The sequence below is a fragment of the Mesorhizobium sp. B2-6-4 genome (assembly GCF_006441495.1).
Classification (GTDB): domain Bacteria; phylum Pseudomonadota; class Alphaproteobacteria; order Rhizobiales; family Rhizobiaceae; genus Mesorhizobium.
Genome location: NZ_VFUE01000001.1, coordinates 349825 through 362572, shown reverse-complemented (window position 1 = coordinate 362572; position 12748 = coordinate 349825). Strand labels below are relative to the sequence as shown.

The following is a 12748-nucleotide window of genomic DNA, read 5'->3' as shown; positions in this document are numbered from 1 at the left end:
ACGGAGGAGACCATGGAAACGGTCAGTGTCCGCTATATCGTCAATGACGTCGACAAGGCCTTCTACCGCGACCATCTCGGCTTCACGGTCGCCATGCACCCGGCGCCATCGTTCGCCATGCTTGCCAGGGGCAACCTGCGGCTTCTGCTCAATGCCGCTGGCGGTCCTGGTGGGGCGTCGCAGCCGATGCCCGACGGCAGCGTGCCCGAACCCGGCGGCTGGAACCGCATTCAGATCGAGGTGGAGGATCTCGAAGGCGTGGTTTACAAGCTGAAAACTGCCGGCCAGGCTTTCAGGAACGAAATCGTCAAGGGCATGGGCGGCAGCCAGATATTGCTGCGGGACCCATCCGGCAATCTGGTGGAACTGTTCGAACCGGGGCGCAGATAATGCGTCCCTGTCACGAATAGCCAGCTGACATGGGCAGAAACCACCTGCACGGCATTTGCATTCCGTTGCCAGGCCACTCAATTTGCTGGGAAACAGATTGGACCATGATGGCCAAACGACGCTCTTCCCTCGGTTTCCTCGGCATGTTCGGCCGTTCAAGCGACCTCAGGCAGCTCGATGCCGCATTGCGCGGAGCCGACTTGCATCCCGCCCTTGTGCCGGAGGGCGTAAAGCTCACCATCGTCAACCTGATGAAGGATCACTGGCCCGACGAGCCGCCGCCGCAGGCTTATGCGCAAGTGGCGTGTTTGTTCAGCTATTGTATTGCTGGGCCTGAGGCATTCGAGCGCTCTCATGGCGCGCAGCCGCGGCAGGACGTGGAGCGTCGGATAGAGGCCGCGGTCGATGCCGGAGACAGTTTCGACGCCCAGATCGTGCTGATGGCGCTACACGCCAAGCTGGTCAATACCGAGGTCGTCGAACATTATGGGCTGAGCGCGGATTAACCTGTTTTCAAAGGGGGGCGTTCTCAGCCGCCCATGCCGTTGCGCGGCAGCTTGATCATGTCGCCGAAGCGGGCGCGCAGCCTGTCGTCGAGCGGCTTCGGCACATGGCGCGGGAAGCGTTCGGCGAGGATGCGCTTCTTCTCGACGATCGCCCGCTGCAATATGTCGGGTCGGCCCTTCTCGTTCCATTCCTTCGGCGAAAACCGGTCGCCGACGGCGGGGTAGAAATATTCGGTCTGCATCAGCTTCAGCGTCTGCTCGTTGCCGAGATAGTGGCCCGGACCTTTCAGGCAGACATCGGCGATGGTGTCGATCGACAGCGCGTCGTCCGTCACCTCGATGCCGCGCACGCAGCGCAGGCAATGGCCGAGCATGTCATTGTCGATGATCAGGCTTTCCAGGCAGAAGCCGAGCAGGGAAGCGTGCATGCCGGCCGATTCGTAGACCAGGTTGAGGCCGGAAAGGCCGGCCATCACATTGGTGATGCCTTTTTCATAGCCGGACTGGATGTCAGGCAGTTTCGAATCCGTCATGCCTGCGGCCGAACCGCCTGGCAGGTCGTAGAACTGCGCCATCTGCGCGCAGGCTGCGGTCAGCACCGCCTGTTCGGCCGAGCCGCCCGACATGGCGCCGGTGCGCAGGTCCGACACGAACGGCCAGGTACCGAAGATCGCCGGATGCCCCGGCTTGATGGTGTTGACATAGACAAGGCCGGCCAGCACTTCGGCCACGGCTTGCACCACCGCACCCGCGATCGCCGCCGGAGCGGTGGCCCCGGCCTGTCCCGCCGAAAGCAGCAGGATCGGGATGCCTCCTTCGACGCAGGCCTCGAGCACGCCGCAGGCGTCCTCGGCGAATTTCATCGGCGGCACGACGAAACAGTTGGAGTTCGACACGAACGGCCGGGCCCGGAAATTCTCCTCGCCACCGGCGATCGCGTAGAGCATTTCGAGCGCCGGTTGCACGTTCTCCCGCACCGTGAAGGACGTGCCGACATGCTTGGACGTGCCCATCACGCAGGCATAGAGCGTGTTGAAGTCCATTTCGAGCGGATCGGGAATGTCGCGCGGCACCATGGGCCGCTGGAAGAAATGGATGTTGTCGAGCCCGTCGACGATGCGCGCGGCATCATAGATGTCCTGCAGCAAGGATTCGCGATACTCGCGCTTCTCGACGTCGACAAGATGCACGGCAGCACCCGCCGTGCCGTAATGCACGCGCTTGCCCTGGATCACCATGTCGTGCTTCGGGTCCTGGCCGTGGAGCGTGAAATGCCGCGCCGCCCGCTTGATCGTGTTGAGCACCAGTGCGCGCGGGAAACGGATACGGCCGTCGTCGCCATGGCTGGCGCCGGCCTTGGTCAGCGCCTCGATGCAGGACGGGATTGCGTTGGCGAAGCCGACCGTCTCCAGCAGGGTCAGCACCGCTTCGTGGATGCGCTCGCAATCAGTGCCGCGCAGGGGGCCATAGCTCCCCCCCTCAAGGCCGGCGCGAACCGGCCTGATGTCGTCGGCGAGCGGCGCCGCCCGCATGGCGCGACGCGCTTCGCGTCCGCCGGAGCGGCGCGAACGCTGGTCGGCCGCTTCCTGCTTTTCGACAGCCACTGACATGGAAGCACTCCACCTTTTCTCGGAAGCAGGGCGGCGGTTGGTCCACCATCGGCTGCTTCGTCCCCTTTAGGCCTCGACTATGCCGCCGGCATTGGCACAGCCTATGAGCCAGCCGGTCCGGTTGCATATGCCAGTGCTAAAGAAGCAGGAGCCGCTGTTGCGCGGCTCCCGGGAGGTGGTCAGGCCCAGGTGATCAGGCGGCGGCCGGCCTGCGGCCCGCGGCGGTTGCAAGTTCGCGGATACCGGGCTCGATATGCTGCAGCGCGATCGAGGAGATGCCCAAGCGCATGAAACGCGAAGGCTTTTCGGTGCGGTCGAAGAAGCGGTCGCCTGGTTCGATGATGACGCTGCGCGAGGCGGCGGCCTCGGCCAGTCCGCGGGAATCGGTGCCGCGCGGTCCCTCCAGCCACAGCGACGTGCCGCCGGCCGAGTCGGTCGAACGCCACTCGGGCAGGAAAGCGGAAATCGCATGGACCAGGCGCTTGCGCCGCTCGTCGAAGGCGCTCGACAGCCGCCGCACCAGCGCTTCGTGGTGGCCGAGCGACAGGAACAGCGCGACCGCGCGCTGGTTGTTGGCCGGCGGATGGCGCAGCATGAAGCGGCGCAGCGCCCTGAGTTCGGCGATTAGTCCAGCCGAGGCCACGATGTAGCCAAGCCGCAGGCCCGGAGCCAGCGTCTTCGACATCGAGCCGACATAGATCACGCGGCCGGAGCGGTCGAGGCTCTTCAAGGCTTGCTGCGGCGCCTCGTCGAGAAGCTGGCTGTCATAGCCGTCCTCGATGATGATCTGGTTGTAGCGGTTGGCGCGCGCCAGAAGGTCCTGCCGGCGTTCCGCCGACAGCGGCACCATGGTCGGGCAATGATGGCTGGGCGTGACGAAGACAAAGCCGGAATCGTTGGGAATCGAAGAGGTTACGATGCCGGACTGGTCGACCGGCACCGGCTGGATGTCGGCGCCGGCGAGCCGGAAGATCGAGCGTGCGTCGGGGTAGCCCGGATCCTCCATCGCCACCTTCGAGCCCTTGGTCATCAAAAGCGTCGCCAGCATGTAGAGCGCGTTCTGGGCGCCCAGCGTGACGATGATCTCGTCGGGGTTGGCGAAGATGCCGCGCCTGGGCAGCAGCCGCGCCTGGATCTGCTCGATCAGCAGCGGATCGTCGCGATCGACCATGTCGGAGGCCCAGTTGCGGATCTCCAGCACGGCAAGCGCCATGCGGTTGCACTCGCGCCACTCGGCGGTCGGGAACAGCGCCGGATCGAACTGGCCATAGACGAAGGGGTAGGACGACTTGATCCAGTTCTCGTGCTTGGCCGGCGGCGGCATGTCGCTGGCCGCGATCTGCCGGCGTGCCTTCCAGTCGATCTCGTTGGCCTGGTCGGGCGCCTTCTGGTGCGGCTTGGCCGGCGTCGCCAAAACGTCGGGATTGACGAAATGGCCGCGCCGCTCGCGCGCCACCAGGAAGCCCTGGTCGACCAGTTGCTGGAAGGCCAGCACCACGGTTCCGCGCGCCACGCCGAGTTTTTCGGCCAATATCCGGCATGACGGAAGCGGCATCGAAGCGGCGATCTGGCGGTCGAGAATAGCGGCCACGATCGCCTGGCGGATCTGTGCCTGCAAAGTCTGGCCGGATTCGGCCGAAATCCGGAACAGGCCGGACCATATGGCCGTGTCGTTGCGCTGTGGCATGGGAAATGTTCCTCGATGGCCAGCTTTTTTCGTTTGGCTGGACCAGTCGAATGTAACGGTGGCACAAGGGGTTGCGCCAATCAATTTTTCTGATCTTTGGGATTTATGCCAGTGATCTTTCGGCCTTCGCATCCCGTGTAACGCAGTGCGTCATCGCCGCGTATTGACCGGACGGAATTCGGCTCAATAGTTTGGCGCGACGACACGCGCCGGAAACATCCGGTCTGCTAAGATAATTTAACAGTCCCAGGAGCCCGCCGGTGGATCAGTCAGCCTTCCAAAAACAGCTTGCCGCCTTGCGCGACCATCGCGCCGCGGCAGCCGGCGATATGCGCCAGGCCTTCGCCGCCGATCCGCAGCGGTTCAAGACGTTCTCCGCCAGCTACGGCGACCTGTTGCTCGACTGGTCGAAATGCGCCGTCGATGCGCGCACGATGGACCTGCTGGAGAATCTGGCTGACGCCGCCGATCTCGAAGGCCGCCGCGCCGCCATGTTCGCCGGCAAGAAGATCAACGTTACAGAGGGCCGCGCTGTTCTGCACACCGCCCTGCGCAACCTGACCGGCAAGGGCATCGTGCTCGACGGGCAGGATGTGAAGGCGGAGGTCATCGCCGTATTGGACGCGATGGGCGCCTTCGCCGACGCGGTGCGTTCCGGCAAGGCGACAGGCGCCACCGGCAAGAAGATCACCGACATCGTCAATATCGGCATCGGCGGCTCCGATCTCGGCCCGGCCATGGCGACGTTGGCGCTGGCGCCCTATCATGACGGTCCGCGCGCGCACTATGTCTCCAACATCGACGGCGCCCATATCCACGACACGCTGAAGGGCCTTTCCGCCGAGAGCACGCTTTTTATCGTCGCGTCGAAGACCTTCACCACGGTCGAAACGATGACCAATGCGCAGACGGCGCGCGACTGGGTCCAGAAGGCGCTCGGCAAGGAAGCGATCGGCAAGCACTTCGCCGCTGTCTCGACGGCACTCGACCTGGTGGCGAAGTTCGGCATCGAGCCGGACCGCGTCTTCGGCTTCTGGGATTGGGTCGGCGGCCGCTATTCTGTGTGGGGCGCCATCGGCCTTCCCGTGATGATCGCCATTGGTCCACGCGATTTCCGCGCCTTCCTCGATGGCGCGCACGAAATGGACGAACACTTCCGCACAGCGCCGCTGGCCAAAAACCTGCCGGTGCTGCTTGGCCTTTTCGGCTGGTGGCATCGCGTCGTTTGCAAATACCCGGCCCGCGCGGTCATCCCCTATGACCAGCGCCTGTCCAGGCTGCCGGCCTATCTCCAGCAACTCGACATGGAATCGAACGGCAAGAGCGTCACCCTGGACGGCGGTCCCGTGGCGACGCCGACCGGGCCGCTGGTCTGGGGCGAGCCCGGCACCAATGGCCAGCACGCCTTCTTCCAGCTCCTGCACCAGGGAACCGATTTCATTCCGGTCGAATTCCTCGCCGCGGCGAACGGCCACGAGCCGGAGCTGAAGCACCATCACGACCTGCTGCTCGCCAACTGCCTGGCGCAGTCGGAAGCCTTCATGAGGGGCCGCACGCTGGAGGAAGCGCGCGCGCAGATGCTGGCCAAGGGCATGAAGCCGGCCGATGTCGATCGTATTGCCCCGCACCGCGTCTTCTCCGGCAACCGGCCCTCGGTGACCATTCTTTATCGCAAGCTTGACCCGCGCACGCTCGGCCGCCTGATCGCTCTCTACGAACACCGCGTCTTCGTCGAGGGAACGCTGTTCGACATCAACTCCTTCGACCAATGGGGCGTCGAGCTCGGCAAGGAACTGGCCACCGGCCTTCTGCCAGTCGTGGAAGGCAAGGAAAGTGCCGCAAAGCGGGATGCCTCGACCGCCGGCCTGGTGGAACACATCCACCATTTGCGTGGTTCGGAGTGACTGAGTTGGCAGACATCAAGGGAATATTGTTCGACAAGGACGGAACGCTTGTCGACTTCAATGCGACCTGGCTCGGGGTTGCCGACTTCATGGCCATGGACGCCTCCGAAGGCGACCGCTGGAAGGCCGACAGGCTGCTTGCGGCCGCGGGCTTCGATTTCGCCAACAGGCGCTTCAAGCCCGATTCCATCTTTGCCTCCGGCACCAATCTCGACGTCGTTGAATTGTGGTTTCCGCGCCTGTCCGACGAAGACCAGATGCTGGCCGTCGCCCGCTTCAACCAGATCACCTCGGTGCAGGGCTCGGCGATGGCGGTGGCTCTGCCGGGCATCGTCGAAACGCTCGGCACCTTGCACGCAAGGTCCTATCGGCTCGGCGTCGCCACCAACGATTCGACCAGCGGCGCGGAAAAAACGCTGGTAACGCTCGGCGTCGCGCAGCTGTTCGACGCCGCCTACGGCTATGACGCGGTGGCCAATCCCAAGCCGGCGCCGGATACGATCCAGGCCTTCTGCGATCTCACCGGCCTGAAGCCGACGCAGGTCGCCATGATCGGCGATAACCGCCACGATCTCGAAATGGCTCGTGCCGGCGGCTGCGGCCTGGCGGTCGGCGTGCTCTCGGGCACCGGCACGCGTGAATCTCTGGCCGGAATTGCCGACGTGATCCTGGATTCGGTTGTCGACCTGCCGGATTTCCTTTCAGCGCGGGTCAAGGAGACGATCTGATCTCGTCGCTAGCGGCGTCTCGGCTTCGAAGGAAAAGACGCCGCTCGGCCTGCTTGCGGCGCCCTTCGCGTCGCCGAAATCCGGCACCTGATATTCGGCGAGCAGCCTGAGCCGCGACAATGGTAGATCGGCGCGGCGCGGGTCGCCGATCAGGACCTCGACGCCAGCGGCAAGGCAGCGGTCGAGGAAGGGGATCATGCGTTGGGTGACATCGGGTCCGTAGAACACGTCGCCAGCCAGCACAAGGTCGACCGCCGGTGGCGGACCGGTGGTAATGTCTTTGCAGATCACCGAGATCGTGACGCCGTTGTCTTTTGCATTGAGACCGAGCGCGGCGACGCTGTTTCGGTCGATCTCGGCGGCGATCACTTCGCGGGCCCCGGCCTTCGCGGCAGCGATGCCGACAATGCCGGAGCCGGCACCAAGATCGAGCACGCGGCGTCCCGCCACGGTCATCGGATGGTCGAGGACATAGCGCGCGAGCACGGTGCCGCCGGCCCATGCATAGGCCCAGTAGGGCGGTTGTGGCTCCGGCGCATCCTCGTCGGCTTCGTCGTGCGGCTCCACAAGCCGCCTCAATCCTGTGCCTGGATGGGGTGCGTAAAGCCATATCTCGGGAAGCGCGGGAACAGGCACGAGGCGCATGTTGGCCTTGATGAACTCGGCCGGGTCGAGGCGCTGGCGCCGGTCTGGCGCATCGTCGCCGGCAAGATCGTGGTCCAAGCCGGCTCCTATTCGCGCAATGCGCGCCGCAGGATCTTTCCGACCGGCGTCTTCGGCAGTTCTGTCCTGAATTCGATGTATCTGGGCCGCTTGTACCCGGTCAGGTTCTCACGGCAATAGGCGGTGATGGCCTCGGCGGTCAGCGCCTGGTCCTTCTTGACGATGAACAGTTTCGGCACTTCGCCCGAATGCTCGTCCGGCACGCCGATTGCCGCCACTTCGAGCACGCCGGGATGCAGCGCCACGACTTCCTCGAGCTCGGTCGGATAGACGTTGAAGCCGGAAACGAGGATCATGTCCTTCTTGCGGTCGACGATCTTGGTGTAGCCGCGCTCGTCCATGAAGCCCATGTCGCCCGACTTGAAGAAGCCGTCCTTGGTCATCACCTTGGCGGTCTCGTCAGGCCGGTTCCAGTAGCCCGCCATCACCTGCGGCCCCTTGATGCAGATTTCGCCGACCTCGCCGAGCGGCAAATTGTTGTCCTCCTCGTCGCGGATGGCGATCTCGGTAGACGGCAGCGGCAGGCCGATCGTGCCGGTGAATTCGCCGGAGCTGAATTTGTTGGCCGTTGCCACGGGCGACGTCTCCGACAGGCCGTAGCCTTCACTGATCGGGCAGCCCGTCAGCGCCTTCCAGCGCTCGGCGACGCCCTTTTGCACCGCCATGCCGCCGCCCAGCGTCAGGAGCAGCGGCTTGAAGTCGAGCTTGCGGAAATCCTCATTGTTGAGCAGCGCGTTGAACAGCGTGTTGAGGCCTGGAAAGATATGGATCGGATACTTGCCCATTTCCTTGACGAAGCCGGGGATGTCGCGCGGATTGGGGATCAGTATGTTCTTTCCACCCATTTGCATGCCCATCAGCGCATTCACGGTCAGCGCGAAGATATGATAGAGCGGCAGTGCGCAGATGAGGTTGAGATGGGCGGGTTTTGGCTTGACCGTGTAGGCGTCCTGCAGCCACAGCGAATTCTGCGCGACATTGGCCAGCACGTTGCTGTGCAGCAGGATAGCACCCTTCGAGATTCCCGTGGTGCCGCCGGTATATTGCAGGAACGCGATATCGTCGGCCGCCACCTTGGCCGGCTTGAAACCCATGCCGCTGCCCACCTTCAGCGCCGCGTTGAACTTGACATGGCCGGGCAATGACCAGGCCGGCACCATCTTCTTGACGCGGCGCACCACCAGATTGACGATGCTTCCCTTGAGCCCGCCGAGCATGTCGCCCATGGCCGCGACGACGACGTGCTTGACCGACGTCCTGGCGATCACCGCTTGCAAGGTGCTGGCGAAGTTCTCCAGGATGATGATCGCTTGTGCCCCGGAATCCTTGAGCTGGTGTTCCAGCTCGCGCGGCGTGTAGAGAGGGTTGACGTTGACCACCGTGTAGCCGGCGCGCGCCACCGCCATCATCGCCACCGGATATTGCAGCACGTTCGGCATCATCAGGGCGACGCGTGCGCCTTTGGGCAACCCGGTCGATTGAAGGTAGGCGCCGAACGCCGCCGAAAGCCGTTCGAGTTCCGCATAGGTGATCGACTTGCCCATGCAAGTGAAGGCCGGCTGGCCTGCAAATTGCTTGCAGGCGGCAACGAGGAAATCGCCGATGGAGCTGTAGGGCAGGGCGCCGATCTCGGCCGGCATGTTCTTCGGGTAGCTTTCCAGCCACGGTTTTTCCGGCAAGCCTGCGGCCAGGGCGGTGAGCGCTTTCGGCAATCGCTTGGCGGCCGCCGGTTTCGAGGCCGCCGGTGCCGGCTTGGCCACGGATGCGGCTTGTGCGGCGCCAGTCTTGCTAGTCCGGGTCGCCCCGGTCTTGCTCGCGCCAGTCTTCGTCGTCCCGGCCTTGGTCGAACTGGTCTTTGTCGCCCCGGTTTTAGCAGTTCCGGCCTTCGCCGACGTCTTTGCGGGGACGGCTTTGGCCGCCGGCTTCGTGGCCGGTTTGACAACAGCGTCCGCCTTGCCGGCGGAAGGTTTCCCTGCGGCCCTTGCCTTTGCGCCCTTTGTGTTCTTGGCAGGGGGCGTTGGCTGCTTGTCGGCGCCCGCGGCCGGCTTCAGGGTCGCCTTGGCCGTCTTCGGCGGAGCCGTCCTGTTCGATGCTTTTGCCAACCGTCCCTCCCTGTTTTGTTCGTCCCTGCCGCGCTCGCCTCCTGATAACAGAGGCGTCCCCCGCTGCCGCTGGTGCCTTGTCTATGTATGGCCTCTATCGGCGGGCGTGCAAGCCTTGCCCCAGCGGCAAGCCGTCGAAAGATTTGCCGCCGAAAATCTTTCTCGCCATGGGCGCAGCGGCCCTGCATCGTCCGGCGTCCCCGGTCATATGAAAGCGGGCGCGACGTCGATCTCGTGAGATTGGTGATCAATAAAAAAATGCGGTCGTTAATAATGTTGTGAATAGAAAAAAATACTGAATTTTTCCATTTTTTCGCGGGAGGGAGGATTTTTTTCCCGCTTACCATGGGGTAGGCAAACTGGGTGTTCCAAAGCCGGAGAAACGGTGCTTATATGCGCGCTTCGCGAGCCTGATAGAGGGGCTTGGAAAAACATCAGGGAGTGCTCAATGAGGAAGAAACTGACTTTTGCAGCCGCGTTGCTGGCTGCAAGCGTCCTGGGCGGCGTGGCCAACGCAAAAACCTTGGTCTACTGCGCCGAAGCTTCGCCGGAAGGCTTTGACCCGGCGCCCTACACCGCGGGACAGACGTTCGATGCGTCTTCGCGTACGGTCTTCAACCGCCTCGTCGAATTCGACCATGGCAAGACGACGGTCTCGCCGGGCCTGGCCGAAAGCTGGTCCATTTCCGACGATGGCAAGGAATACACGTTCAAGCTTCGCAAGGGCGTGAAGTTCGCCGCTACCGACTATTTCACCCCGACGCGCGACTTCAACGCCGACGACGTGGTGTTCTCGTTCCAGCGTCAGGTCGACAAGAACGGCCCCTGGTTCCAGTACATACCGGGCATTGCCTACCAGTATTACAATGACCAGTTCGGCGACAACATCACCAAGGTCGAGAAGGTCGACGACCTGACGGTGAAGTTCACCCTCAAGGAGCCGGCGATCACTTTGATCCCGACGCTGGGCATGGACTTCGCCTCAATCGTTTCCAAGGAATATGCCGACAAGCTGCAGGCGGACAAGACGCCTGAACTGTTCAACCAGAAGCCGATTGGCACCGGCCCGTTCATCTTCGTCGATTACCAGACCGACGCTGCCATCCGCTACAAGGCCAACCCCGACTATTGGGGCGGCAAGCAGAAGATCGACGACCTTGTCTTCGCCATCACCACCGATCCGGCGGTCCGTGCGCAGAAGCTGAAGGCCGGCGAGTGCAACATCATGTCCTACCCGGCGCCGGCCGACATCGCCGGCCTGCAGGCCGATCCGAACCTGAAGGTCGACGAGCAGGAAGGCCTCAATGTCGGTGCGCTGATGTACAACACCCAGCAGAAGCCGTTCGACGACGTGCGCGTGCGCAAGGCGCTCAACATGGCCATCAACAAGAAGGCCATTATCGACGCGGTCTTCCAGGGCGCCGGCCAGGTGGCCGTCAACCCGATCCCGCCGACCATGTGGTCCTACAACAAGGACGTGAAGGACGATCCGTACGATCCGGATGCGGCCAAGAAGATGCTCGAAGAGGCCGGCGTCAAGGACCTCAAGATGAATGTCTGGGCCATGCCTGTGTCGCGCCCCTACATGCCGAACGCGCGCCGCACCGCCGAGCTGATCCAGGCCGACTTCGCCAAGGTCGGCGTCACCGTCAACATCGTCAGCTACGATTGGGGTGAATACCTCAAGCGCGCTTCGGCGGTCGATCACGATGGTGCCGTCATCGTCGGCTGGACCGGTGACAATGGCGATCCGGACAACTTCCTCGGTGTGCTCCTGAGCTGCGCTTCCGTCGGTTCGAACAACCGCGCGGAATGGTGCAACAAGGACTTCGATGCGCTCATCAACAAGGCCAAGACGGTTTCCGACCAGGCCGAGCGCACCAAGCTCTACGAACAGGCGCAGGTCATCTTCAAGGAACAGGCACCGTGGGCGACGCTCGCACACTCCAAGGTGTTCATGCCGATGCAGAAGACCGTCTCCGGCTTTGCGATGGATCCGCTCGGCATCCATCGCTTCGACGGCGTCGATATCGCCGAATAAGGTTCGCGAAACGGGGCGGCGCCACAGCGCCGTCCCACCTCGCCCGCCATGCTGCGTTATATCCTCGGCAAGCTCGCCCTCATCGTCCCGACCTTCATCGGGATAACCATCCTCGCCTTCGGCTTCGTGCGCATCCTGCCCGGTGATCCGGTGCTGGTGCTCGCGGGCGAACGCGGCCTGTCGCCCGAACGTCACGCTGCGCTGATGCACCAGTTCGGCTTCGACCTGCCGATCTGGCGACAGTACCTGACCTATCTGGCCAATATCCTCAGCGGTGATTTCGGCACCTCGTTTTCCACCAAGACGCCGGTTCTCAAGGATTTCCTGGTGCGGTTCCCGGCAACCGTCGAACTCGCCATCTTCGCCATGATCTTCGCCATCGTCATCGGCGTCGCCTTCGGCATCTTCGCCGCGATCCGCCGCGGCTCCTGGTTCGACCAACTGACCATGGGAACGGCGCTGGCAGGCTATTCCATGCCGATCTTCTGGTGGGGGCTGCTGCTGATCATCGTGTTCTCCGGCATGCTGCACTGGACGCCGGTTTCCGGCCGCATCGACCTTCTCTATTTCTTCAAGCCGGTAACCGGCTTCATGACCATCGATTCCCTGATCTCCGGACAGAAGGGTGCATTCCGCTCGGCCCTATCGCACCTCGTCCTGCCCACCATCGTGCTCGGCACCATTCCGCTTGCCGTCATCGCCAGGCAGACGCGGTCGGCCATGCTCGAGGTCCTCGGCGAGGACTATGTGCGCACCGCGCGCGCCAAGGGCCTGGCGCCTCGCCGCGTCATCGGGCTGCACGCTTTCCGCAATGCGCTGATCCCGGTCGTCACCACCATTGGCCTGCAGGTCGGCACGCTCCTGACCGGCGCCATCCTGACCGAGAGCATTTTTTCGTGGCCAGGCATCGGCAAATGGATGATCGACGCTATTTCCAAGCGCGACTATTTCACCGTGCAAGGCGGCTTGCTTTTGATCGCGCTCATCGTCATGTCGGTGAACCTCATCGTCGACGTGCTCTATGCCGTCATCAACCCGCGTATCCGGGCGAATTGAC

11 protein-coding genes are annotated in these 12748 nt (G+C 63.3%); 7 read left to right on the top strand and 4 right to left on the bottom strand.

Annotated features, from left to right (window positions below):
• Positions 1-12: 12 nt before the first annotated feature.
• On the top strand, positions 13-390 hold the full coding sequence (locus FJ426_RS01685; RefSeq protein WP_140559715.1) for a VOC family protein: 378 nt from the start codon (positions 13-15) through the stop codon (positions 388-390).
• Between the two features lie 107 nt (positions 391-497).
• Positions 498-896 (top strand): hypothetical protein, encoded by a 399-nt coding sequence (locus FJ426_RS01680; protein ID WP_140497299.1) that lies wholly within the window; start codon positions 498-500, stop codon positions 894-896.
• Positions 897-919: 23 nt separating this feature from the next.
• Here the strand turns inward: FJ426_RS01680 and FJ426_RS01675 are convergent, their stop codons facing one another.
• Positions 920-2506: a trimethylamine methyltransferase family protein gene (locus tag FJ426_RS01675; RefSeq protein ID WP_140559714.1), complete on the bottom strand. Its 1587-nt coding sequence runs from the start codon at positions 2504-2506 to the stop codon at positions 920-922.
• Between the two features lie 193 nt (positions 2507-2699).
• Complete coding sequence (locus tag FJ426_RS01670) at positions 2700-4193, bottom strand: PLP-dependent aminotransferase family protein (protein WP_140497014.1); 1494 nt, start codon at positions 4191-4193, stop codon at positions 2700-2702.
• 260 nt (positions 4194-4453) lie between these two features.
• On the opposite strand from FJ426_RS01670, the gene pgi reads away from it, so the two are divergent.
• Positions 4454-6097, top strand: a complete 1644-nt coding sequence (pgi, locus tag FJ426_RS01665; protein WP_140559713.1) for a glucose-6-phosphate isomerase — start codon at positions 4454-4456, stop codon at positions 6095-6097.
• Positions 6098-6102: 5 nt separating this feature from the next.
• Positions 6103-6825 carry an HAD family hydrolase gene (locus FJ426_RS01660; protein WP_140497010.1) on the top strand — a complete coding sequence of 241 codons (723 nt, stop codon included), beginning with the start codon at positions 6103-6105 and terminating at the stop codon, positions 6823-6825.
• On the opposite strand, the gene FJ426_RS01655 is transcribed toward FJ426_RS01660, so the two are convergent.
• The gene (locus tag FJ426_RS01655; protein WP_181172728.1) at positions 6799-7548 is read right to left on the bottom strand and encodes a methyltransferase; all 750 of its coding nucleotides are present in this window, start codon (positions 7546-7548) and stop codon (positions 6799-6801) included. The genes FJ426_RS01660 and FJ426_RS01655 overlap by 27 nt on opposite strands.
• Before the next feature lie 8 nt (positions 7549-7556).
• Entirely contained in the window at positions 7557-9260 is a 1704-nt protein-coding gene (locus tag FJ426_RS01650) for a long-chain fatty acid--CoA ligase (RefSeq protein WP_246675464.1), read from the bottom strand.
• Positions 9261-9357: 97 nt separating this feature from the next.
• Between FJ426_RS01650 and FJ426_RS31670 the strand changes: the two genes are divergently transcribed.
• The 3 genes from FJ426_RS31670 to FJ426_RS01640 all read left to right on the top strand — a co-directional run bounded on the left by FJ426_RS31670 (position 9358) and on the right by FJ426_RS01640 (position 12747).
• Complete coding sequence (locus FJ426_RS31670) at positions 9358-9888, top strand: hypothetical protein (RefSeq protein WP_246675458.1); 531 nt, start codon at positions 9358-9360, stop codon at positions 9886-9888.
• 210 nt (positions 9889-10098) lie between these two features.
• The gene (locus FJ426_RS01645) at positions 10099-11691 is read left to right on the top strand and encodes an ABC transporter substrate-binding protein (protein WP_140497006.1); all 1593 of its coding nucleotides are present in this window, start codon (positions 10099-10101) and stop codon (positions 11689-11691) included.
• Between the two features lie 48 nt (positions 11692-11739).
• Positions 11740-12747 (top strand): ABC transporter permease subunit, encoded by a 1008-nt coding sequence (locus FJ426_RS01640; RefSeq protein ID WP_140497004.1) that lies wholly within the window; start codon positions 11740-11742, stop codon positions 12745-12747.
• The last annotated feature ends 1 nt before the right edge of the window (position 12748 follow it).